We start from the raw sequence: 23,797 nt of genomic DNA, 5'->3' as shown, positions 1-23,797 counted from the left end.
AAAAAATAGCAACCTATCCATTAGGTTGTTATTTTTTTCACGGCCACGAACTAAAACGTAAGGGGGAAAAACGATGCTGAAAAATCGAAACATCTTGCTGGGCGTAAGCGGAGGGATTGCGGTTTATAAAGCGGCCGCATTGACGAGCAAACTTGTTCAGGCAGGGGCAAACGTGAAGGTCATCATGACAAAATCCGCCTGTGAATTTGTTTCCCCGCTCACCTTTCAGGCGCTCTCCCGGCATGAAGTATATACAAATACATTTGAAGAGCCGAATCCGCGCGTGATCGCCCACATCGATGCCGCCGACTGGGCCGATCTCGTCATCGTCGCCCCGGCCACGGCCAATATCATCGGAAAACTCGCGTCAGGCATCGCCGATGACATGCTGACGACGACGCTTTTGGCGACGACCGCGCCGGTATGGATCGCGCCGGCGATGAACGTTCATATGTATGACCATCCGGCCGTAAAACGGAATATCGACATTCTGTATCAGGACGGCTACCGGTTTATTGAACCGAGTGAAGGGTACCTTGCGTGCGGTTATGTCGGCAAAGGCAGGCTGGAGGAGCCTGAGCGGATCGTAGAGCTTGCCGAAGAGCATTTTTCAGGCGGAAGGATGAGCCCTTTGAAAGGTAAACACGTTGTGGTCACGGCGGGTCCGACAAGGGAGCAGATCGACCCTGTCCGCTTTTTCTCAAACCGTTCAACGGGCAAGATGGGCTATGCAATCGCTGAAGAAGCCGCAAAGCTGGGCGCCCGCGTGACACTGGTTTCCGGTCCGACATCGCTTGAAGCGCCGTCCGCTGTTGACGTCGTCCGCGTCAATTCGGCTGATGACATGTATGATGCGGTCTTATCCGTATTTGAAGACGCAGACATCGTTTTTAAAACGGCAGCTGTCGCGGACTATAGGCCAAAATACGTCCATGACCAAAAAATGAAGAAAAAGGACGGGAGCCTCGTGATTGAGCTTGAGCGGACAAAAGATATTTTAAAAGAGCTCGGTCAGCGGAAAACAAAACAAATCTTAATCGGATTCGCTGCGGAAACGCAGCATGTCGAAGAGTATGCGCAAAAAAAGCTGGCATCCAAAAACCTCGACATGGTCGTCGCCAACAACATTACGGCCGAAGGCGCCGGCTTTGGAACGGAGACGAACATTGTGACGGTTTTTTATCAAAACGGGGAAAAGAAAGCGCACCCGCTGATGACGAAGCGGGAGGTCGCATCTGAAATCCTGAAGGACGCCGCAGCGCTCGCCGAACGGGGCGGGACGTCTTCATGAACTTTGCCGAAGTGATCGTCGATGTCAATACGAAAAATATTGACAGACCGTTTGATTATCGGATTCCTGACAAATGGAGGGGAATGATCAAGAAAGGGATGCGGGTTGTCGTCCCCTTCGGCCCCCGAAAAATTCAAGGGTTCGTCATCAATGTGAAAGACGCTTCAGATCTTTCCGGGCGGTCTGTCAAGGACATTGAGGAAATCCTTGACCTGACGCCTGTTTTGACCGAAGAGCTGCTCGAGCTGTCCGACTGGCTGACGGAAAAGACGCTTTCATATAAAATCACGGCTTTACAGGCGATGCTTCCGCCGGCCATGAAGGCGAAATACGCGAAAGAAATCAAAGTGATCGGGAAAAAACCGCTTCCAGAACCATTACAAAGCCTGTTTTCAGAAAGAAACGCACTTTCCTATTCAGATATCGAAGATCCCCGGACACTAAAGCTCATTCAGCGCCAGGTTCAAGAGGGAAACCTTGAAGTGGCGTACAAGGTCAACCAAAAAACGAACAAAAAGACGCAGCGCACAGTATCGGCCCTCTGTCCGAAAGCTGAACTGAAAGAGGCGCTTTCGGGGCTTTCCCCGCAGGCTGTCAAACAAAAAGCGATTCTCGAATTTTTTATTGAGGGCAGTGAAGGGATGACTGTAACCGTAAAAGAGCTTTTAGACAAAACCGGAGGGTCGTCCGCCTCCTTGAAAACGCTTTTGGAAAAAGGTTTGTTGCAGGAAGGGGAGCAGGAGGTTTACCGGGACCCCTATCAGGACAGAATGTTCAAAAAAACCGAACCGCTTCCGCTGACAGAAGAGCAGTCGCGGGCTTATGAAGCGATTTCTGAAGCGGTTGAAAACGACCGTCATGACGTCTTTCTCCTTCATGGTGTAACGGGAAGCGGCAAAACGGAAATCTATCTGCAATCGATTGAAAAAGTGCTGAACGCCGGAAAAGAAGCGATCGTCCTCGTGCCGGAAATCTCGCTGACTCCGCAGATGGTTCATCGTTTTAAAGGCCGGTTCGGCTCACAGGTGGCGGTTTTGCACAGCGGCCTTTCCACAGGAGAAAAGTATGATGAATGGCGAAAAATCCACCGCAAAGAGGTCCGCCTTGCAGTAGGGGCGCGCTCTGCGATTTTCGCCCCCTTTGAAAACCTCGGAATGATCATCATTGACGAAGAGCATGAGACATCATACAAACAGGAGGAAATGCCGAGATATCATGCGAAGGAAGCGGCGATTAAACGGGCTGAGCACCACCGGTGTCCGGTTGTTCTCGGGAGCGCGACGCCGACGCTTGAATCGTTTGCAAGGGCAAAAAAAGGCGTGTACAAGCTTCTGTCCCTCAAGCGCCGCGTCAAAAGCCAGGTCATGCCTGATGTTTCGCTCGTCGATATGAGGGAGGAGCTGAGAAACGGAAACCGCTCGATGTTTTCGAGAGCTTTAATGGAAGAACTCGAAAAAACGCTTGAAAAAGGCGAACAGGCCGTTCTGTTTTTAAACAAAAGGGGCTATTCCTCATTTGTGATGTGCAGGGACTGCGGCTATGTCATCCAGTGTCCGCATTGCGAAATTTCCCTCACATACCACAGATTCGGACAGCGCCTGAAATGCCACTACTGCGGCTTTGAAACCGGCATGCCGTCAAGATGTCCCGAATGCGCAAGCGAGCACATCCGCTACTTTGGCACGGGGACGCAGCGGGTCGAAGAAGAATTGACGAAAATTCTCCCGCAAGCCAGGGTGATCCGCATGGATGTTGATACAACGTCCCGGAAAGGAGCGCATGAAAAGCTGCTGACATCCTTCGGCAAAGGTGAAGCCGATATTTTGCTCGGGACGCAGATGATCGCCAAAGGCCTTGATTTCGAAAATGTCACGCTCGTCGGCGTGCTGAGCGCAGACACGATGCTGCACATCCCCGATTTCAGGGCCGCTGAAAAGACGTTTCAGCTTATGACGCAAGTCAGCGGGAGAGCAGGGCGCCACGAAAAACCGGGCAAGGTGATTATTCAAACCTATACGCCGTCGCACTACAGCATCCAGCTTACAAAAACGCACGACTATGAAACGTTTTTTCAGCAGGAGATGATGCACAGAAGGGTACAGGCGTATCCGCCGTATTATTACTTGGCACTCATCACCGTGTCCCATGAAGAGGTGGCAAAGACGGCTCTCGTTACCGAAAAAATCGCCCAATATTTAAAGGCGAACATTCAGGGAGATGCGAAAATCCTCGGGCCCGTCGCTTCGCCGATCGCCAGGATCAAGGATAGATATCGCTACCAATGCGTGATAAAATACAAACAGGATCATCAGCTGACACCTTTGCTGAAAAACATTATGGATCATTACAAGCGCGATATCGAACAAAAGCAATTGACGATCTCGATCGATATGAATCCGTATATGATGATGTAACAATACAATGTGATGGAGGAATTATAGATTGGCAGTAAAACCGATCGTGACGTACCCGGCAGATGTTCTCGAAACGCCTGCCGAGCCCGTTGCGGCTTTTGATAAATCGTTGAAAAAACTACTTGATAACATGTATGATACGATGCTTGAACTTGACGGAGTCGGACTGGCCGCACCGCAAATCGGCGTCTCCAAAAGGGCGGCTGTCGTTGATATCGGTGATGAAACGGGAAGAATCGAACTGATTAATCCCGAGATCATTGAAGAGCGCGGCGAACAAACAGGACCGGAAGGATGCTTAAGCTTCCCCGATCTGTACGGTGAGGTCACGCGGTCTGATTACGTGAAAGTGCGGGCGCTCGACCGCCGCGGAAAGCCGTTCACCATTGAAGCGGAAGGCTTTTTGGCGAGAGCGCTGCTTCATGAAATCGACCATTTGGACGGCATTTTATTTACATCAAAAATCACGCGCTACTATGATGCGGAAGAACTTGCGGAAATGGAAGGATGATTGGATGACAAGGATTGTTTTTATGGGAACGCCGGATTTTTCGGTTCCTGTGCTGAACACGCTGATTAAGGACGGCTATGAAGTGGTGGGCGTCGTCACCCAGCCTGACCGTCCGAAAGGCAGAAAAAAAGTGATGACACCGCCGCCGGTTAAGGAAGAAGCGCTGCGCCACGGAATTCCCGTGCTTCAGCCTGAAAAAGTGAGGGAGGAACAGGAGACTGACAAGATCCTTGAGCTCAAGCCGGATTTAATCGTAACGGCGGCATTCGGGCAAATCCTGCCGAAAAAGCTGTTGGATTATCCGAAATACGGCTGCATCAACGTCCATGCTTCCCTTCTCCCTGAGCTGCGCGGAGGAGCGCCGATCCATTACGCGATCCTTGAAGGAAAGCAAAAGACAGGCGTGACGATCATGTACATGGTCGAAAAGCTCGATGCCGGAGATATGCTGGCTAAAGTCGAAGTTGACATCGAAGAACACGATAATGTCGGCACGCTCCACGACAAATTGAGCAAAGCGGGAGCCGCGCTTCTTTCTGAAACGGTGCCGAAAGTAATAGACGGCTCCGTGACGCCGGAGGAGCAGGATGAGGAAAAAGCGACATACGCTCCAAACATTAAGCGGGAACAAGAGCGGATCGACTGGTCACAGCCCGGCGAGGTTTTGTACAACCAGGTCCGCGGCTTAAACCCATGGCCTGTCGCATATACGACCCTCGGAGGACAAATCTTGAAAGTATGGGCGGCCGAAAAAGTTCCCGCAGAAAAACAGGCTGAGCCGGGAGAGATCATTGCTATTGAAAAAGACGGCATCGTTGTCGCCGCAGGAAACGGCACCGCACTTAAACTAACGGAAGTGCAGCCTGCCGGAAAAAAAAGAATGAAAGGCGAAGATTTCGTCAGGGGAGCGGGTCTTCAAGCCGGAATGAAATTAGGGTATAACGATGAAAAAAAGTAATGTCAGGGAAGTCGCGCTCGATACATTGATTAAGCTTGACCAAAATCAAGCGTACAGCAACCTTCTGCTGCAGTCGGTCATGAAAACGAACGATTTAAACGACAAAGACAGGGGTCTTTTAACTGAGCTCGTATACGGCACCCTTCAGAACAAGCTTGCCCTCGACTATATGCTGAAGCCGTTCATTAAAAAGCCGGAAAAAGTGAAGCCGTGGGTGATCCATCTGTTAAGAATGTCTCTGTATCAAATGGAGTATCTGGAGAAAATCCCGGATCGGGCCGCATTGTTTGAAGCGGTAGAAATCGCGAAAAAACGCGGGCATAAAGGAATTTCTTCATTTGTCAACGGGGTTTTGCGTTCCATCCAGAGGGAAGGCGTTCCTTCATTTGCTGAAATCGGCGATCCGGTTAAGCGCCTGGCGACCGAAACGAGCCATCCGGAATGGCTTGTCAAAGAATGGGCGGAAGCGTACGGATTTGAGGCGGCCGAACGCATTTGCCGCATTCATATGATACCGCCAAAGCAGACGATCCGCGTCAACAGGCTGAAAAACGACAGGGACACGATGCTCAAGCACCTGAGCGAAGCGGGAATCGAGGCCGAAAAAGGCGACCTCTCGCCGGACGCACTCAAACTGTTAAAAGGAACGATTGCCTCAACCCCATTTTTCAAGGAAGGCGATGTGACGATCCAGGATGAAAGCTCGATGCTCGTCGCGAGGGCCCTCGGTCCAAAACCGGGTGAAACAGTACTTGATGCGTGCGCGGCGCCTGGAGGGAAATCGACTCATATCGGCGAGCTCCTTGAAAACACCGGAAAGGTCGTTTCCCTCGACCTGCACAAGCATAAAGTGAAGCTCATCAGGGAAACAGCCGGCCGGCTCGGGCTTTCCAACATTGAAACGGCAGCAATGGATGCCCGAAAAGCGGCCGAAGCTTTTCAGCCGGAGCAATTTGACCGGATTCTCGTCGACGCGCCGTGCTCAGGGTTCGGCGTCATCCGCAGGAAGCCTGATCTCAAATACAGCAAAACACCGGAAGACAGCGCCCGCCTTGCCGGCATTCAACTCGCGATTTTAAACGAAATCGCGCCGCTTTTGAAAAAAGGCGGCACACTGGTCTACAGTACGTGTACAATAGACCGGACAGAAAACGAACAAGTCATGCATGCGTTTTTGGAAGAACACGATGAATTTGAGCTTGATCCGACGCTGAAGGACCGGCTGCCGGAAAAAGCCGCGCCTTATGTGAAGGACGGAAGCATCCAAATTCTTCCCTATTATTTCGGCACAGACGGCTTCTTTATTTGCAGCATGAGAAAGAGGGATCACAATGATTGAATCAAAACAAAAGGTAAGAAAAGAATTGCGGACTGAAAAACCGTCGATTTATTCATTTGAAATCGATGACATCAAAAGCTGGCTTGAGGAAAACGGCGAAAAGCCTTTCCGCGCCACGCAAATCTTTGAATGGCTATACAGCAAAAGAGTTTCATCATTTGACGAGATGACAAACCTTTCAAAAGAGCTTCGCAATAAGCTCAAAGAGCATTTTGTATTGACAACGCTCAAAACGGCCGTCAAGCAGACATCCCAGGACGGAACGATGAAATTCTTATTCGAACTTCATGACGGTTATACGATCGAAACCGTTTTAATGAGGCACGATTACGGCAATTCTGTTTGTGTCACTACACAGGTCGGCTGCCGCATCGGCTGTACGTTTTGCGCATCCACGCTCGGCGGGCTGAAGCGGAACCTTGAAGCCGGGGAAATCGTCGCACAGGTTGTCAAGGTGCAGCAGGCGCTCGATGAAACAGATGAGCGCGTCAGCTCCATCGTGATTATGGGAATCGGCGAACCGTTCGATAATTTCCAGGAAATGCTCGCCTTTTTAAAAATCGTCAACCATGATAAAGGACTGAACATCGGCGCCCGCCATATTACAGTGTCAACGAGCGGAATCATTCCGAAAATCTACGAGTTTGCAGATGAAAAACTGCAAATCAACTTTGCGATTTCTCTGCATGCGCCAAACACCGAGATCAGAAGCCGGCTGATGCCGATCAACAGGGCATACAAGCTGCCAGAGCTGATGAAGGCCGTTGATTACTATATCAAGAAAACCGGCAGAAGGATCACCTTTGAGTACGGGCTTTTCGGCGGTGTCAACGATCAGGTTGAACACGCGGAAGAACTCGCAGCGCTGTTAAAAGGAATCAAGTGTCACGTCAATTTAATTCCCGTCAATTATGTACCCGAACGAGACTATGTCAGAACACCTAGAGAGCAGATTTTCGCCTTTGAAAAAACATTAAAGTCTCATGGAGTCAATGTTACGATCAGAAGAGAGCAAGGCCATGATATTGACGCTGCCTGCGGACAGCTGCGTGCGAAGGAGCGTCAAGAAGAGACGAGGTGAATCAAGGTTGAAGACAGCCTTAAAAACAGACAGGGGAAAGATACGTCAGCACAATGAAGATGATGCCGGCATTTTTGCAGGAAAAGAGGAGCGGGTTTTGGCCGTTGTCTGCGACGGAATGGGAGGCCATCTTGCGGGAGACGTCGCCAGCAGGATGGCGGTCTCTGCCCTAAAGGACGCCTGGGAGCAGGCGCAAGATATTCCGGATTCACCGGCTGATACCGAAGCTTGGCTAAAAGGACAGATTACCGCCGTCAACCAAAAGGTTTACGACCATTCGAGGGCGCACGAAGAATGCCATGGAATGGGGACGACGGTCGTCTGCGCTTTATATACGGGGAAAACGCTGACGGTAGCCCATATAGGAGACAGCCGCTGCTATCTCCTGCACAAAGACAGCTTCACACAGCTGACCGAAGACCATTCGCTTGTCAATGAACTTGTGCGGACGGGAGGGATTTCGAAAGAAGACGCCGAACATCACCCGCGGAAAAATGTGCTGACAAAAGCGCTCGGCACAGATCCCGAAGTGGAGGTGGAGGCCCATTCCTTTGAAATGGAACCCGGTGACAAGGTTCTGTTATGTTCCGACGGCCTGACGAACAAGGTCGATGATATGAAGCTGAAAGAAATGCTTCAATCTGCTTCTTCCTTGGAAGAAAAAGCGGAGCGGCTTGTTCAGGCGGCAAATGACAACGGCGGTGAAGACAACATTACCGTTGCGCTGTTGGAGCTTCCTTCTCAAACTGAAGAAGGTGAAGACAAGTGCTAATCGGCAAACGGATCAGCGGACGTTATCACATCCTGCGAGCCATTGGCGGAGGGGGGATGGCTAACGTTTATTTGGCAAATGACATCATACTCGACCGGGAAGTCGCGATTAAAGTGCTGCGGTTTGACTTCGTTCATGACGCTGATTTTATCAGGCGTTTCAGAAGGGAAGCCCAGGCCGCCGCAAGTCTCGACCATCCGAATATCGTCAGCATTTATGATGTCGGAGAAGAAGATGACATCTATTATATCGTGATGGAGTACGTAGAGGGGATGACCCTGAAAGAATACATAAACCAATCCGGCCCCCTTCATCCAAAAGAAGCGGTCCAGATCATGGAGCAAATCGTGTCGGCTATCGCACACGCCCACGATAACCGGATTGTCCACAGGGATATCAAGCCGCACAATATCCTGATCGACCATTTGGGACATATTAAAGTCACCGATTTCGGCATCGCCATGGCGTTAAGCTCTACGACCATCACACACACCAACTCGGTTTTGGGCTCGGTCCATTACCTTTCGCCTGAACAGGCAAGGGGCGGCCTGTCCACGAAAAAATCCGATATTTATTCACTCGGCATCGTGCTGTTTGAGCTGTTAACCGCACGGACGCCGTTTGAAGGGGAATCAGCGGTCAGCATCGCGCTCAAGCACCTGCAATCGGAAACGCCTTCAGTGAAAAGGTGGAATCCGGCCGTGCCGCAAAGTTTGGAAAACGTCGTTCTGAAGGCGACGGCCAAAGATCCGTTTCACCGCTACGAAACGGCCGAGGACATGGAAAGCGATTTGAGGACGGCTTTTGATCCGGACAGGATGAATGAAACGAAATTCACCATCCCGCCGGACGATGAAATGACAAAAGCGGTCCCTGTCATCAAAGACGTGCCTGATGACGGAAGCCCGGGCCCTTCAAGCGGCCCGGACGAAGAGCCGGCTGCCCCGCACAAAAAAGCAAAGAAAAAAAGGAAGAAGTGGCCGCTCGTTGTATTCACGCTGTTTTTTATTTTGGTCACGTCCGTTATCTTGGCGGTGACGGTGTTTCCGTCGCTGTTCATACCAAAAGATGTAAAGGTTCCCAATGTGGCCGGCCTTGAGTATGAAGAAGCTGTCACCCTTCTAGAAAATGACGGATTTGAAGTTGATCCGAACGCCGAAGACATTGCCGACGAAAAAATCAAAGAAGGCCTGATCGTCAAATCCGATCCGGCAGCCGGCGATGTTGTCAAGGAAGGCGCGACGGTCAAGCTTTATAAAAGTTCGGGCAAGGAGAAAAAAGAGGTTGACGATGTTGTCGGCCAGAACATCGATACGGCGAAAAAACTGCTTGAACAAAAAGGCTTTAAACACGTTACAACAGAAGAGGTGTATGATGAGGAGGAAGCGGGAACCGTCATCGGGCAGCAGCCGGCAGCGGGAACGGAAATCGTCCCCGGCGATGACGACGTCAAATTGACGGTCAGCCTGGGGCCTGAAAATATTATGCTCAGGGATTTGAAAACGTACAGCAAACAGGCGGCATCCGGCTATTTGGAAGACCACCAGCTCGTCCTTGTTGAGAAGGAGGAACATTCCGACGATGTTCCGGAAGGCCAGGTCATAAAGCAAAAACCAGCGGCCGGGACGTCTGTCAAACCGGGATCAAAAGTCGAGGTCACGTTTTCGCTCGGACCTGAAAAAAAACCGGCCAAGACGGTGACGGAAAAGATCGACATCCCTTATGAGCCGGATACGCCGGGCGAAGAGCTCGACGTCCAGATCTCAATCGATGATGCCGAGCACAGCATCTCAGATTCGTATGAAAACTTTAAAATCACCGCCCCGGCCGAGCGGACGATCAAATTTAAAATTGAACCGGGCCAAAAAGGGTATTATCAAGTGACGGTCAACAATAAAGTGGTCAGGTCAAAAACGATCGAATATCCTGACGATGAATAAAGGAGGTGCAATATGCCCGAGGGCAAAATCATTAAAGCGTTAAGCGGCTTTTATTACGTATTGGATGGAGATCGGGTCATTCAATGCAGGGGGAGAGGGGTTTTCAGGAAAAATAAAGTCACCCCCCTTGTCGGCGACGATGTCGTATATCAAGCCGACAATGATAAGGAAGGCTACCTTCTTGAGATTAAACAAAGGGTCAACGAATTGGTGAGGCCTCCGATCAGCAATGTCGATCAGGCGGTTCTTGTGTTTTCGGCAAAGGAGCCGAATTTCAGCACGTCGCTTTTGGACCGTTTTTTAGTGCTCGTTGAGGCGAATGATATCAAGCCGATTATTTGCATTACGAAAATGGACCTGGCCGAGGGAGACTGGGAAGGCGAAATCAGGCGCTATGCCGAAGACTACCGGCAGATAGGCTATCACGTCTATTTGACGTCAACGAAAAACGGAGACGGCACGGAAAAGCTCATTCCGCATTTTCAAGACAGCATTACCGTGTTTGCCGGCCAGTCCGGCGTCGGGAAATCTTCGCTGTTAAATGCAATCAGCCCCGGCCTTGAATTGAAAACCGCACGTATCTCGGCTCATCTTGGCAGGGGAAAGCATACGACGCGCCACGTCGAGCTGATTCATGCGGGCGGCGGACTCATCGCGGATACGCCGGGCTTCAGCTCGCTTGAGTTCACGGGCATTGAAGCGGAAGATTTGGGCTATACATTTTTGGAGATCGCAGAAAAGAGCGCAGCGTGCAAATTCCGCGGATGCCTGCATGTAAAAGAGCCGAACTGCGCCGTGAAAAAAGCGGTGGAAAATGGAGAAATCGCTTCATACCGGTATGATCATTACGTTGAATTTTTATCAGAGATCAAAGACAGAAAGCCGAGGTATTAAAATATGGTATATGTTGCTCCATCGATTCTTTCAGCAGATTTTGCCCGATTGGGCGAAGAGATTAAAGATGTTGAACAAGGCGGTGCCGATTACATCCATATTGACGTGATGGACGGGCATTTTGTTCCCAACCTGACGATCGGACCGCTTGTCGTAGAAGCCGTCCGTCCGATTACGAAGCTGCCGCTCGACGTCCACTTGATGATTGAAGAGCCGGACCGCTATATTCCCGCGTTTGCAAAAGCGGGGGCGGACATTATTTCCGTCCATGCCGAAGCCTGTCCGCATCTTCACCGGACGATCCAGCTGATCAAGGAGCAGGGTGTGAAAGCGGGCGTCGTGTTAAACCCGCACACCCCTGTCCAGCAGATCGAACATGTGATAAAAGACCTTGATCTCGTGTTATTGATGACGGTGAACCCCGGCTTTGGCGGGCAGTCGTTTATTTCTTCCGTCGTTCCGAAAATCAGGCAAGTCAAAGAGCTTGCAGATCAGAACGGGCTTTCCGATCTATTGATCGAAGTCGATGGAGGCGTCAATAAAGAGACGGCTGCACAGTGTACAGAAGCAGGCGCGAACCTGCTTGTTGCAGGCTCTGCGATATACAACGAGAAAGACCGCAAAAAAGCCATTGCAGACATTAGAGGAGCGCTTAGATAACACGTTTTAGCCAAAAAGAGAGCCGGCCTTCGAGAGCTGGGCTCTTTTTTAAAACGGCGTGAGAAAGGATACATCGATCATGAACATCAATCTTGTTGCCGGAGGACCCGAAAACCTCATCCCCGATTTGTCAGAGTACCGGGAAAAGGATACGCTTTGGATCGGCGTTGACAGGGGAGCGGTGACGCTTCTCGATTCAGGGATCGTTCCGGATGAAGCGTTCGGCGATTTTGACAGCATCACAACAGAGCAAAAAAAAGCGATTGAAAAAGCCGCCCCCGGCCTCCACATCTATCAAGCCGAGAAGGACAAGACAGATTTGGACCTCGCCCTCAGCTGGGCAGTCGAGCAGCGGCCCGCCACCATCAGGATGTTCGGCATCTCAGGAGGCAGGGCAGACCATTTTCTCGGAAATCTGCAGCTTCTTTACCAGGCGCTCCAACATAATGTGAGCGCCGTGATGATCGACCGCCAAAATACGATCAGCATGTTCTCCCCAGGCTCTTATACCGTCCTGCGCGACCCTGTGAAGCCGTATGTGTCATTCCTGCCGTTTACAGAAACGGTGAATAACCTTTCTCTCGAAGGATTTAAGTATTCTTTAAATAAGTGTCATATTGCACTTGGTTCGACACTATGTATTAGTAACGAACTCATCCGATCACAAGGTGCTTTTTCGTTTACTGAAGGCATATTAATAATGATAAGAAGCACTGATTAAAATATCGCGGCTCTTTCCGCTAGGCGGATGTTTAGGGATCCGGTGTCAGACATGCGGTTTACAGGGGCTCTTATAGGAGGGAACGGAATGAAATTTTACACCATTAAATTACCGAAGTTTCTGGGGGGAATCGTCCGGGCGATGCTGGGTTCGTTTCGCAAAGACTAGCAAGCGCCCCTTCTTCCCCGGACGAAAAAGAACGAAAAAAACGCCTGCCCTAAAACACAGTCGCTTTGGGCAGGCGTTTATTTTTTCTTATACACGCTCAACTTTTCCAGATTTCAAAGCTCGAGCAGATACATATACTTTTTTAGGCTTGCCGTTCACAAGGATGCGCACTTTTTGAACGTTTGCGCCCCATGTGCGTTTAGAAGCGTTCATCGCGTGAGAACGAGAATTGCCAGAACGTGATTTTCTGCCTGTAATAACGCATTTACGTGCCATTCGTTTCCCTCCTAACTCTAAAAACAAACATCATTATTCATTATCATTTGATCGTTTGTGATGCTTCACATACTTTAATAATTTACCACAGCTGAAAACCGTTTGCAACTATTGATTATTCTCCTTTCAAGAATAATTCCTTGACATCTTGAAAAAATAACCCCGCTGTAGTATAAGTAGGGTTGGGTCCAGAGGGAAGCTTGCCTGTTCTTTTAAAAAGAAGATCCTTATAGTAGAATGATGATAACTCGGTCATAGAGACTCAAAAAGGAGGAACCGACGTGTCCATCGAATTTCGAACAAAATACGGACAGATTGATATATCGAACGAAGTCATCGCCATGGTTGCCGGAGGGGCGGCGATTGACTGCTACGGGATCGTAGGTATGGCATCCAAGAACCAAATTAAAGACGGGCTGACTGAAATCCTCAGAAAAGAGAATTTCAGCCGCGGCGTGATTGTCCGTCAGGAAGAAGACCGCATTCACATTGACATGTACATCATTGTCAGCTACGGAACAAAAATTTCAGAAGTGGCACACAATGTTCAAACAAAAGTCAAATACACGCTGGATCATACAATAGGTCTTGCAGTTGATTCCGTAAACATTTACGTACAAGGAGTACGAGTGACGAACCCGTAGTTAGGAGGAAAACAAGAGTGTCTATACGAAACCTGGATGGGAAAGCCTTTGCAGAAATGATTCTGTACGGTGCGCACCATCTGTCTCAAAACGCAAACGTGGTTGATGCGTTAAACGTTTTTCCCGTGCCGGACGGTGATACAGGAACGAACATGAATTTATCGATGACATCCGGTGCAAAAGAAGTGGAGCAAATCGATACGGCGAATATCGGCAAAGTGGCGGCAAGCCTTTCAAAAGGGCTCCTCATGGGAGCCAGGGGAAACTCCGGCGTCATTTTATCGCAGCTGTTCAGGGGCTTTGGAAAGTCGATCGAACAGAAAAGCGAAATTGACGCAAAGGAATTTGCGGCCGCGTTTCAGGCCGGGGTCGACACCGCCTATAAAGCGGTCATGAAACCGGTGGAGGGCACGATATTGACGGTTGCGAAAGACGCGGCCAGAAAAGCAGTTCACACCGCGCGAACTGAAACCGATATCATTGCCGTCATGGAGGCCGTTGTCAAGGAAGCGTCTGCTTCATTGGAGCGGACCCCTGAGCTCTTGCCGGTATTAAAAGAAGTCGGCGTCGTCGACAGCGGAGGAAAAGGACTCTTGTACGTATATGAGGGATTCCTTGCTTCTTTAAAAGGAGAAAAGCTGTCGGATAAGGCCGCCGCGCTTCCGTCATTGGATGATCTCGTCAGCGCGGAGCATCATAAAAGCGCACAAAGCCATATGAACACTGAAGACATCGAATTCGGCTATTGCACGGAATTCATGGTGAAGCTTGACAAGGAGAAAGACAGCTTTCAAGAAGACGCGTTCCGCCGGGATTTAAGCCGATTCGGCGATTCGCTGCTCGTCGTCTCTGACGAGAACCTTGCAAAAGTGCACATCCATGCCGAATTTCCGGGTGAAGTCCTGACATATGCGCAAAAGTACGGCAGCTTGATCAATATGAAGATTGAAAATATGAGAGAGCAGCACAGCGCGATTGTCGGCCAAACGAAGGAAGATGCTGCCGTTAAGGCTCCAGCCGAAAAACAGCCGTACGGCGTTGTCACCGTAGCGATGGGTGAAGGGGTTGCCGAGCTCCTCAAAAGCATCGGCGCGACGGTTGTGATCGAAGGCGGCCAGACGATGAATCCGAGCACGGAAGACATCGTCCAGGCGGTAAAGGATGCCAACGCGGACACAGTCGTGATCCTGCCGAATAACTCCAACATCGTCATGGCGGCCAACCAGGCGGCAGATGTCGCTGATCAAAACGTGATCGTCGTCCCGACAAAGACCGTTCCCCAAGGAATGGCCGCGCTTCTTTCATTCAACCCTGCCGCAAGCACGGAAGAAAACGAAGAGAACATGCTTGAAGCGATTACCCATGTCAAAAGCGGACAGATCACATATGCTGTCAGAGATACGAACATTGACGGCATCGACATTAAAAAAGGCGACTTCATGGGCATCCTCGATGGAAAAATCGTTGAAACCGCGGCAGAGCAATTGACGGCAGCCAAAAAGCTGATCGCCGAAATGATCGATGAAGACAGCGAAATCGTGACGATCATAAAAGGCGAAGACGCTTCCGAAGAAGAAGCGGAAGAGCTCGCCAAGTATGTCAGCGAAACATTCGAAGATGTTGAAGTCGAAATTCATGACGGCAAACAGCCGCTGTATTCTTACATTTTGGCTGTGGAATAAGCATTGACGGCAGAAGGGCGTTTTAAAAAAGCCCTTCTCTTCTTTTGGCTTTTTTTAAAGCGTGCTCGCGAGCTCCTCGCGGCTGTCTGCTTGCCAATCGACCTTAGATCGATTAGTCTAAAAAAAACGGCTGTTTTCCGGTATTCACAGTGAAATCTGTGAACGCATGAAAGGGGGATATACATGAAATACAGAAGTGTGTTTGATATTATCGGGCCGGTCATGATCGGACCGTCAAGTTCTCATACTGCAGGCGCCGCCAGAATCGGCAGGGTCGCCAGAAGCGTGTTTGGACGGGAACCGAAACGCATCATCGTTTCTTTATACGGCTCTTTTGCCGAAACCTATAAAGGGCACGGGACGGATGTGGCGATCATCGGCGGTCTTTTAGACTTTGATACATTTGACGAAAGAATTAAAGAATCCATCCGCATCGCGGAAGAAAAGGGAATCGAAATCGAGTTCCGCGAAGAAGACGCGGTGCCGAAACACCCGAATACAGCCCGCCTTCTCATCTCTGATGAAGAAGGATCCCTTGAACTTGTGGGCATTTCGATCGGCGGAGGAAAAATCGAAATTATAGAGCTTAACGGCTTTGAACTCAGATTGTCGGGTAATCACCCCGCTATTTTAGTCGTCCATAATGACCGGTACGGAACCATTGCAGGCGTTGCGAACGTACTGGCAAAATTCGCGATTAACATCGGCCATATGGAAGTGGCCCGCAAAGACGTCGGACAGGAAGCGCTCATGACAATCGAGGTCGATCAGGCGATCGATCCGGCCGTATTTGACGAACTGCGGACGCTGCCGAATATCATCGAAGTGACGCAGATCGCCGACTAAAGGACAAAGAGAGGGAGTTTATATGTTTCGAAACGTAAAAGAATTGATTCAGCTGACGAAAGAGAAAAACGTCTCCATCTCAGAAATCATGATCACCCAGGAAATCGAGGTGTCAGGCCGGACGAGAGAAGAGATTTTCGAGCAGATGGAGGCCAATTTAGAAGTGATGGAAGCGGCCGTGGAAAAAGGCATCAGCGGCGTTCAGTCACACTCGGGATTAACCGGCGGCGACGCCGTCAAGCTGCAGGCTTATCTCAAATCGGGAAAAGGTCTGTCAGGAGACGTGATTTTGGACGCCGTCAGCAAAGCGGTTGCGACAAATGAAGTCAACGCTGCAATGGGGACGATCTGCGCGACACCAACGGCAGGGTCGGCAGGCGTCGTGCCCGGCACGCTGTTTGCCGTCAAAGACAAACTCAATCCGACAAAAGAGCAGATGGTCCGCTTTTTATTCACCTCAGGCGCGTTCGGATTTGTCGTCGCCAACAATGCGAGTATCTCCGGAGCGGCCGGCGGATGTCAGGCTGAAGTCGGATCCGCCTCCGGAATGGCTGCGGCGGCCATCGTCGAAATGGCGGGTGGAACGCCTGAACAGTGCGCAGAAGCGATGGCGATCGCCTTGAAAAACGTGCTCGGTCTTGTGTGTGATCCCGTCGCAGGGCTTGTCGAAGTTCCTTGTGTGAAACGCAATGCGATGGGAGCGGCAAATGCGATGGTTGCGGCAGATATGGCGCTCGCCGGTATTACGAGCCGGATTCCGTGCGATGAAGTCATTGATGCGATGTACAAAATCGGGCAAACGATGCCGACGGCTTTAAGAGAAACAGGCCGCGGCGGTCTTGCCGCAACCCCGACAGGCAAAGAATTGGAGAAAAAAATATTCGGAGGGGCGTCAACTGCACGTGAAGAACAATCTGCAAAATAGCGTATCTGTTGTAAAAGGAATCGGGGCGGAAACGGAAAAGACGCTGAACGAGCTCGGCATCTACGACGTTTCCGATCTTTTGAACTACTTCCCGTACCGGTATGACGATTATGAATTGCGCGATTTGGAAGAAGTGGCACACGAGGAGAGAGTGACGGTCGAAGGGAAGGTTCACAGTGAGCCTTCTCTTACCTATTACGGGAAAAAACGGAGCCGGCTCACGTTTCGGCTTTTGGTCGGAAACTACCTGATCACGGCGATTTGCTTTAACCGGCCGTATTTGAAAAAGAAGCTGGCCATCGGGTCGGTTGTCACCGTTTCAGGAAAATGGGACAAGCACAGGCAGTCGGTGATGGTCCAGGAATTGAAAAACGGACCCCATAAGGAAGATCAAACGATAGAACCCGTCTATTCGGTAAAAGAAAACATCACGGTAAAGACGATGCGGAAGCTGATTCAGGAAGCCGTTCGCACCCATCTGCAATACGCCGTGGATCCCCTTCCGGAAAAGCTGCGGCTCGCCTACAAACTTCCTTCTTACCGGGATGCGGTAAAAGCGATCCACAAACCGGAGACGAGGGAAGCGTTAAAACAGGCGCGCCGCCGCTTTGTCTATGAAGAATTTTTATTGTTTCAGCTCAAAATGCAGGCGCTGCGGAAATTTGAGCGGGAAGAGTCCCGCGGGATCAGGCACGCCTTTAAACGCGAAGACGTCGACGAGTTTGTCAAAAGCCTTCCGTTTACGCTGACAAACGCCCAGGCGAAAGCCCTCGGCGACATCTTAAACGATATGGCTTCCGAATACAAAATGAACCGGCTGCTGCAGGGCGATGTCGGCTCGGGCAAAACGGCAGTCGCCGCCATCGCCTTGTACGCTTCGATTTTATCCGGCTGTCAGGGCGCGCTGATGGTTCCGACCGAAATACTGGCCGAACAGCACGCAGACTCATTGGTTTCCCTGTTTGAAAACATGGATGTCAATGTCGCGCTTTTGACAAGCTCTGTAAAAGGCAAAAGAAGGCGGGAGCTTTTGGAAAGGCTGCAAGAAGGCGAAATTGATATTTTAGTAGGAACACACGCCCTCATCCAGGACGATGTGCATTTTCAGCAGCTCGGCCTTGTCATTACCGACGAACAGCACCGGTTTGGCGTCGAGCAGAGAAAAAAATTGCGAAGCAAAGGAAAGGACCCCGACGTCCTGTTCATGACGGCGACGCCGATTCCGAGAACGCTCGCGATCACGGTATTTGGCGAAATGGATGTCTCCATCATTGACGAAATGCCGGCGGGACGCAAGCGGATTGAGACGTACTGGGTGAAGCACGACATGCTTGAACGGATTCTTGCCTTTATTGAAAAAGAACTGAAAAAAGGCAGGCAGGCTTACGTCATCTGCCCGCTGATCGAAGAGTCGGACAAGCTTGATGTGCAAAATGCGATCGATGTGCACAGCATGCTGACCCACGCTTTTCAAGGAAGATGGCGGATCGGGCTGATGCACGGAAAACTGTCCAACGATGAAAAAGAACAAGTGATGAGACAGTTCAGCAGCAATGAATGCCAGATTCTCGTCTCGACCACCGTTGTGGAAGTCGGCGTAAACGTGCCGAACGCGACCGTCATGCTGATCTATGATGCCGACCGGTTCGGACTCTCGCAGCTTCACCAGCTTCGCGGCCGCGTCGGCCGCGGCGACCATCAGTCGTACTGCATCCTGATGGCTGATCCGAAATCTGAAACGGGCAAGGAACGGATGGCGATCATGTCCGAAACGACCGACGGCTTTGAGCTTTCTGAAAAGGACCTCGAACTAAGGGGACCGGGCGATTTCTTCGGCAAAAAGCAAAGCGGGATGCCGGAGTTTAAAGTCGCTGACATGGTCCATGACTACCGCGCGCTTGAGACGGCCAGGAAAGACGCGGCAGAGCTCGTCTCCTCGCAAGCGTTCTGGACGGATTCCGAATATGCCCCGTTAAGGGAGCATTTGCAAAAAAGCGGAATCATAGGCGGGGAAAAACTAAGCTGACTCAGAAATTTTAACCGTGAACAGGAGAAAGAAAGATTGCATTCCAATCTATGAAATTATATACTACTATTAGTACCTAGTCATAATTGCGCGGATGGTGTTTATAAATATGAGAAAAAGCAAAAGGGAACGCCAAGAATTGCTGCAGCAGACGATTAAAATGACCCCGTTCATTACAGACGAAGAGTTGGCGGAGAAATTTAAAGTCAGCATTCAGACGATTCGTTTAGACCGTTTGGAACTTTCGATACCCGAGCTTCGGGAAAGAATCAAAAGTGTTGCCGAAAAATCGCTCGAAGACGAAGTGAAGTCGCTGTCGCTTGATGAAGTCATCGGAGAAATCATCGACCTTGAGCTTGATGAACATGCGATTTCGATTCTTGAGATCCGAAGGGAACACGTGTTCAGCCGCAATCAAATCGCCAGGGGACACCACTTGTTCGCCCAGGCCAACTCGCTTGCCGTCGCCCTCATCGATGATGAGCTCGCGCTGACCGCCAAAGCGGACATCCGCTTTACAAGGCAGGTCAAACAAGGCGAGCGGGTTGTGGCAAAAGCGAAAGTCGTAAAGCTTGATAAAGATAAAGGCAGAACGGTTGTCGAAGTGAACAGCTTTGTTGCCGAAGAGCCTGTGTTTTCAGGCGTTTTTGTCATGTATCGTTCAAAACAATCATAGAAGGTGGCGCATTTGTCATGAGAATTGCAGTAGATGCTATGGGAGGCGACAATGCTCCTAAAGCTGTAATCGACGGAGTGATGAAGGCTGTCAAGGATTTTCAGGACCTTGAGATCACACTCATCGGAGACCGGGAAAAAATAGCCGGCCATTTAACAGAACACGGGCGGATCACCGTCAAACATGCAGAAGAAGTCATTGAAGCGACAGACGAACCTGTCCGGGCTGTCAGAAGAAAGAAAAACTCTTCGATGGTCCTCATGGCGCAGGAAGTTGCAGAAGGCAGAGCCGACGCTTGTATTTCGGCCGGAAACACGGGCGCTTTAATGACAGCCGGACTTTTTATCGTCGGCAGAATCGAAGGAATCGAAAGGCCGGCACTGGCGCCGACGCTGCCGACGGTGGCGGGGGACGGCTTTCTCCTTCTGGACGTCGGAGCGAACGTAGATGCGAAGCCTGAGCATCTCGTCCAATACGCAATCATGGGTTCTGTATACGGCGAACAGGTTCTCGGTGTGAAAAACCCGAGAATCGGGCTTTTAAACGTCGGAACGGAAGACAAAAAAGGAAATGAACTTGCAAAACAGACCTTTCAAAAGCTGAAGGAGACGGACTTGAACTTCATCGGCAATGTGGAAGCGCGCGACATGCTGGACGGAGTCGCAGATGTCATCGTAACGGACGGCTTTACCGGAAACGTTGCCTTGAAGACGGTTGAGGGTGCGGCTTTGTCGATCTTTAAAATGCTGAAAAGCACGCTGACATCCAGCTTTACCGCCAAATTGGCGGCGTCCGCGCTGAAACCGAAGCTGAAAGAAATGAAAACGAAAATGGACTACTCCGAATATGGCGGAGCAGGGCTTTTCGGTTTGAAGGCGCCGGTCATCAAAGCGCACGGTTCGTCTGACGGGCGCGCCGTTTACCATGCGATCCGCCAGGCGAGAGAGATGGTCAGCCAAAATGTCGCGGCATTTATTGAAGAAAAAATACAACAAAAAGCAGATGAATAGTCTGGAGGTTTTACAACATGGGTAAGATTGCATTTCTATTCCCGGGCCAGGGATCACAGCATATCGGCATGGGGCGTGAGCTGTATGAGCAGGAGCCGAAAGCAAGACGGATTTTCGAAGAAGCGGATGAAACGCTGGAAACAAAGCTGAGCGCTCTTATGTTTGAAGGCGACGCCAAAGAACTGACCCTTACATACAATGCGCAGCCGAGCCTTTTAACGGCCAGCATAGCCGCGCTTGAAAAACTAAAAGAATACGGCATTGAAGCCGATTTTGCAGCGGGCCACAGCCTCGGCGAATATACCGCGCTCGTGGCTGCCGGGGCGATGTCGTTTAAAGACGCCGTATACGCCGTGAGAAAACGCGGCGAGTTCATGAATGAAGCGGTTCCTGCCGGAGAAGGCGCGATGGCCGCGGTTCTCGGCATGGACGGAGAGGCGTTAAAAAAAGTGACGGATCAGGTGTCTGAAGATGGCCACCTCGTCCAGCTCGCCAACTTGAACTGCCCGGGGCAAATCGTCATTTCGGGTACGGCCAAAGGGGTCGAACTTGCGTCAGAACTCGCCAAGGAAAACGGCGCGAAGCGCGCGATTCCTCTCGAAGTCAGCGGACCGTTTCATTCGGAGCTGATGAAGCCCGCCGCTGAAAAGCTGCGCGAAGTACTTGACGCATGCAGCATTAAAAATGCGTCAATCCCTGTTATTTCAAATGTGACCGCAGACGTGATAACGGACAAGGACGAGATCAAACAGAAGCTGATTGAACAGCTCTATTCACCGGTCCGCTTTGAAGAATCGATCAGCAGGCTGATCGACGAAGGCGTCACAACGTTCATCGAAATCGGGCCGGGCAAGGTATTGTCAGGGCTTGTCAAAAAAGTGAACCGCAGAGTCAAAACGATTGCCGTATCTGACCCTGATACGATTGAACTCGCTGTTCAAACATTGAAGGAGGAAAACGAAAATGCTTGAGAATAAAACAGCCGTTGTTACCGGTGCTTCAAGGGGAATCGGCCGTGCGATCGCGCTGGATCTTGCGAAAAACGGCGCGAACGTCGTCGTCAATTACGCGGGAAATGAAGCGAAGGCGAACGAAGTTGTCGATAAAATCAAGGCGCTCGGCCGCGATGCGTTTGCAATCAAAGCTGACGTTTCCAATGCCGACGAAGTTCAGGCAATGATGAAAGAGGCGCTTGAGCGCTTCGGTTCAATCGATATTCTCGTCAACAATGCCGGCATCACGAAAGACAATTTGTTCATGAGAATGAAAGAAAATGAATGGGACGATGTCATTAACATAAACTTAAAAGGGGTATTCAACTGCTCCAAAGCTGTGACAAGACAGATGATGAAGCAGAGAAGCGGCCGGATCATCAATGTCGCCTCAGTTGTCGGCGTCGTCGGAAACGCCGGACAGGCGAACTATGTCGCGGCAAAATCTGGCGTCATCGGCCTGACGAAGACGCTGGCTAAAGAGCTTGCTTCACGAAACATTACCGTAAATGCGATCGCTCCGGGTTTTATCTCAACGGAAATGACGGACAAGCTCACAAAAGACATTCAGGACGAAATGCTGAAACAGATTCCGCTTGCCCGCTTCGGGGAGCCTTCTGACATCAGCAGCGTCGTCGTCTTCCTTGCTTCTGACCAGTCGTGCTACATGACAGGCCAGACGCTGAATATCGACGGCGGAATGGTTATGCAGTAAAAATGTAATTATCTCTGGTTTTTTAAAAACGAATCAACTATAATACTTGAGGGGAGGTGAATAGCTATGGCAGACGCATTAGAGCGTGTAACAAAAATCATCGTAGACCGCCTTGGCGTAGATGAAGCTGACGTCACTCTCGAAGCTTCTTTTAAAGAGGATTTAGGCGCTGATTCCCTGGATGTAGTTGAACTTGTCATGGAACTTGAAGACGAGTTTGATATGGAGATTTCTGACGAAGATGCTGAAAAGATTGCAACAGTCGGTGACGCTGTGAACTACATAAATAGTAAGCAGTAAGCTAACTTAAAGTCCCGTTTAAAGACGGGGCTTTATCCCTTTATACATGCGGCTTTAGCTTAATGTTTTGCCGAACGAAAAACGAACCCTGCCTTTTTCTAACAGGAGGTCTAGGTGAACCTGATGTGCCCATATGGAGGTTGCTATGTCAAAACATTCACATTTCAGAGACAAAAAATTGTTTCAAAAGAAAGCGGAGCAGTTTAAAAAGTTTCAAGAACGGATTTCGGTTCAATTTCAGCACGAGAAGCTTTTATACCAGGCATTTACACATTCATCTTATGTGAATGAGCATCGGAAGAAGCCGTATGAAGATAATGAAAGGCTTGAATTTTTAGGAGACGCTGTTTTGGAACTGACGATTTCTCAATTTTTGTACGCCAAATACCCGGCGATGAGCGAAGGGGATTTGACGAAATTGAGAGCGGCGATCGTTTGCGAGCCTTCTTTGGTTTCTCTTGCCCATGAGCTGTCCTTCGGGGAGCTTGTCCTTCTCGGAAAAGGAGAGGAAATGACGGGCGGAAGAAAGCGGCCGGCGCTGTTGGCCGACGTGTTTGAAGCGTTTATCGGCGCGCTTTATCTTGATCAGGGGCTTGAAGCTGTCGTAGCTTTTCTGAAAGCGTACGTCTTCCCAAAAATCGACGATGGTGCTTTTTCTCATGTGATGGATTTTAAGAGCCAGCTGCAGGAATTTGTACAGCGCGACGGACGCGGCACTTTGGAATACAGAATCCTTCAGGAAAAAGGTCCGGCGCACAACCGCGAATTTGAAGCAAACGTATCGCTAAAAGGAGAAGTGCTCGGGGTGGGAAGCGGCCGTTCCAAAAAAGAAGCTGAACAGCATGCCGCTCAGGAAGCACTTGCAAAGCTGCAAAAACACCATATGAAACAGTAAATCCCCCTTGCCAGCTTCCAGGGGGATTTCGATATGTTTACGCCTTTATCCAAAGGTATGA

At 50.2% G+C, this 23,797-nt stretch carries 24 protein-coding genes; 23 read left to right on the top strand and 1 reads right to left on the bottom strand.

Features of this window, described 5'->3' with window-relative positions:
- Positions 1-73 precede the first annotated feature (73 nt).
- The 12 genes from coaBC to spoVM all read left to right on the top strand — a co-directional run bounded on the left by coaBC (position 74) and on the right by spoVM (position 12,749).
- The gene (coaBC, locus tag MHB78_RS15280; RefSeq protein WP_046129009.1) at positions 74-1,291 is read left to right on the top strand and encodes a bifunctional phosphopantothenoylcysteine decarboxylase/phosphopantothenate--cysteine ligase CoaBC; all 1,218 of its coding nucleotides are present in this window, start codon (positions 74-76) and stop codon (positions 1,289-1,291) included.
- Positions 1,288-3,705 (top strand): primosomal protein N', encoded by a 2,418-nt coding sequence (priA, locus tag MHB78_RS15275; RefSeq protein WP_046129008.1) that lies wholly within the window; start codon positions 1,288-1,290, stop codon positions 3,703-3,705. The genes coaBC and priA overlap by 4 nt, the downstream gene beginning before the upstream one ends.
- Positions 3,706-3,733: 28 nt before the next feature.
- Entirely contained in the window at positions 3,734-4,216 is a 483-nt protein-coding gene (def, locus tag MHB78_RS15270) for a peptide deformylase (protein ID WP_046129007.1), read from the top strand.
- Positions 4,217-4,220: 4 nt separating this feature from the next.
- Positions 4,221-5,174, top strand: a complete 954-nt coding sequence (gene fmt, locus MHB78_RS15265; protein WP_046129006.1) for a methionyl-tRNA formyltransferase — start codon at positions 4,221-4,223, stop codon at positions 5,172-5,174.
- Positions 5,161-6,513 (top strand): 16S rRNA (cytosine(967)-C(5))-methyltransferase RsmB, encoded by a 1,353-nt coding sequence (gene rsmB / locus MHB78_RS15260; RefSeq protein ID WP_046129005.1) that lies wholly within the window; start codon positions 5,161-5,163, stop codon positions 6,511-6,513. Before fmt ends, rsmB begins: the two co-directional genes overlap by 14 nt.
- Complete coding sequence (gene rlmN, locus MHB78_RS15255) at positions 6,506-7,594, top strand: 23S rRNA (adenine(2503)-C(2))-methyltransferase RlmN (protein WP_046129004.1); 1,089 nt, start codon at positions 6,506-6,508, stop codon at positions 7,592-7,594. Before rsmB ends, rlmN begins: the two co-directional genes overlap by 8 nt.
- 7 nt (positions 7,595-7,601) lie before the next feature.
- Positions 7,602-8,366: a Stp1/IreP family PP2C-type Ser/Thr phosphatase gene (locus MHB78_RS15250; protein WP_046129003.1), complete on the top strand. Its 765-nt coding sequence runs from the start codon at positions 7,602-7,604 to the stop codon at positions 8,364-8,366.
- Positions 8,360-10,306: a Stk1 family PASTA domain-containing Ser/Thr kinase gene (gene pknB, locus MHB78_RS15245; protein WP_046129002.1), complete on the top strand. Its 1,947-nt coding sequence runs from the start codon at positions 8,360-8,362 to the stop codon at positions 10,304-10,306. Before MHB78_RS15250 ends, pknB begins: the two co-directional genes overlap by 7 nt.
- 12 nt (positions 10,307-10,318) lie before the next feature.
- Positions 10,319-11,200, top strand: a complete 882-nt coding sequence (gene rsgA / locus MHB78_RS15240; protein WP_046129001.1) for a ribosome small subunit-dependent GTPase A — start codon at positions 10,319-10,321, stop codon at positions 11,198-11,200.
- Positions 11,201-11,203: 3 nt separating this feature from the next.
- Complete coding sequence (gene rpe, locus MHB78_RS15235; RefSeq protein WP_046129000.1) at positions 11,204-11,860, top strand: ribulose-phosphate 3-epimerase; 657 nt, start codon at positions 11,204-11,206, stop codon at positions 11,858-11,860.
- A 76-nt stretch (positions 11,861-11,936) separates the two neighbouring features.
- The gene (locus MHB78_RS15230; RefSeq protein WP_099047103.1) at positions 11,937-12,581 is read left to right on the top strand and encodes a thiamine diphosphokinase; all 645 of its coding nucleotides are present in this window, start codon (positions 11,937-11,939) and stop codon (positions 12,579-12,581) included.
- An 87-nt stretch (positions 12,582-12,668) separates the two neighbouring features.
- Positions 12,669-12,749 carry a stage V sporulation protein SpoVM gene (gene spoVM, locus MHB78_RS15225; RefSeq protein ID WP_003221545.1) on the top strand — a complete coding sequence of 27 codons (81 nt, stop codon included), beginning with the start codon at positions 12,669-12,671 and terminating at the stop codon, positions 12,747-12,749.
- Between the two features lie 87 nt (positions 12,750-12,836).
- On the opposite strand, the gene rpmB is transcribed toward spoVM, so the two are convergent.
- Complete coding sequence (rpmB, locus tag MHB78_RS15220) at positions 12,837-13,025, bottom strand: 50S ribosomal protein L28 (protein ID WP_003181685.1); 189 nt, start codon at positions 13,023-13,025, stop codon at positions 12,837-12,839.
- 281 nt (positions 13,026-13,306) lie between these two features.
- Here rpmB and MHB78_RS15215 point away from each other — a divergent pair, with 281 nt between their 5' ends.
- The 11 genes from MHB78_RS15215 to rnc all read left to right on the top strand — a co-directional run bounded on the left by MHB78_RS15215 (position 13,307) and on the right by rnc (position 23,736).
- A complete protein-coding gene (locus MHB78_RS15215; RefSeq protein ID WP_046128998.1) occupies positions 13,307-13,669 on the top strand; it encodes an Asp23/Gls24 family envelope stress response protein in 363 nt (120 codons plus the stop codon).
- 17 nt (positions 13,670-13,686) lie between these two features.
- Positions 13,687-15,351 (top strand): DAK2 domain-containing protein, encoded by a 1,665-nt coding sequence (locus MHB78_RS15210; protein WP_046128997.1) that lies wholly within the window; start codon positions 13,687-13,689, stop codon positions 15,349-15,351.
- Positions 15,352-15,534: 183 nt separating this feature from the next.
- Positions 15,535-16,197, top strand: a complete 663-nt coding sequence (gene sdaAB / locus MHB78_RS15205) for an L-serine ammonia-lyase, iron-sulfur-dependent subunit beta (protein WP_046128996.1) — start codon at positions 15,535-15,537, stop codon at positions 16,195-16,197.
- 22 nt (positions 16,198-16,219) lie between these two features.
- Positions 16,220-17,122 carry an L-serine ammonia-lyase, iron-sulfur-dependent, subunit alpha gene (sdaAA, locus tag MHB78_RS15200; RefSeq protein ID WP_046128995.1) on the top strand — a complete coding sequence of 301 codons (903 nt, stop codon included), beginning with the start codon at positions 16,220-16,222 and terminating at the stop codon, positions 17,120-17,122.
- The gene (gene recG, locus MHB78_RS15195) at positions 17,100-19,148 is read left to right on the top strand and encodes an ATP-dependent DNA helicase RecG (protein WP_046128994.1); all 2,049 of its coding nucleotides are present in this window, start codon (positions 17,100-17,102) and stop codon (positions 19,146-19,148) included. The genes sdaAA and recG overlap by 23 nt, the downstream gene beginning before the upstream one ends.
- A 109-nt stretch (positions 19,149-19,257) precedes the next feature.
- Positions 19,258-19,824 carry a transcription factor FapR gene (gene fapR, locus MHB78_RS15190; RefSeq protein ID WP_046128993.1) on the top strand — a complete coding sequence of 189 codons (567 nt, stop codon included), beginning with the start codon at positions 19,258-19,260 and terminating at the stop codon, positions 19,822-19,824.
- Positions 19,825-19,841: 17 nt separating this feature from the next.
- Positions 19,842-20,834 carry a phosphate acyltransferase PlsX gene (plsX, locus tag MHB78_RS15185; RefSeq protein WP_046128992.1) on the top strand — a complete coding sequence of 331 codons (993 nt, stop codon included), beginning with the start codon at positions 19,842-19,844 and terminating at the stop codon, positions 20,832-20,834.
- Between the two features lie 17 nt (positions 20,835-20,851).
- The gene (fabD, locus tag MHB78_RS15180; RefSeq protein WP_046128991.1) at positions 20,852-21,805 is read left to right on the top strand and encodes an ACP S-malonyltransferase; all 954 of its coding nucleotides are present in this window, start codon (positions 20,852-20,854) and stop codon (positions 21,803-21,805) included.
- Positions 21,798-22,541, top strand: a complete 744-nt coding sequence (gene fabG / locus MHB78_RS15175; protein ID WP_046128990.1) for a 3-oxoacyl-[acyl-carrier-protein] reductase — start codon at positions 21,798-21,800, stop codon at positions 22,539-22,541. The genes fabD and fabG overlap by 8 nt, the downstream gene beginning before the upstream one ends.
- A 66-nt stretch (positions 22,542-22,607) precedes the next feature.
- A complete protein-coding gene (gene acpP / locus MHB78_RS15170; RefSeq protein ID WP_003181706.1) occupies positions 22,608-22,841 on the top strand; it encodes an acyl carrier protein in 234 nt (77 codons plus the stop codon).
- Positions 22,842-22,986: 145 nt separating this feature from the next.
- Positions 22,987-23,736: a ribonuclease III gene (gene rnc, locus MHB78_RS15165; RefSeq protein ID WP_046128989.1), complete on the top strand. Its 750-nt coding sequence runs from the start codon at positions 22,987-22,989 to the stop codon at positions 23,734-23,736.
- The last annotated feature ends 61 nt before the right edge of the window (positions 23,737-23,797 follow it).

This window comes from Bacillus sp. FSL K6-0138, from assembly GCF_037982765.1.
Lineage (GTDB): Bacteria > Bacillota > Bacilli > Bacillales > Bacillaceae > Bacillus > Bacillus glycinifermentans.
This window is presented reverse-complemented; position numbering and strand designations above follow the sequence as displayed.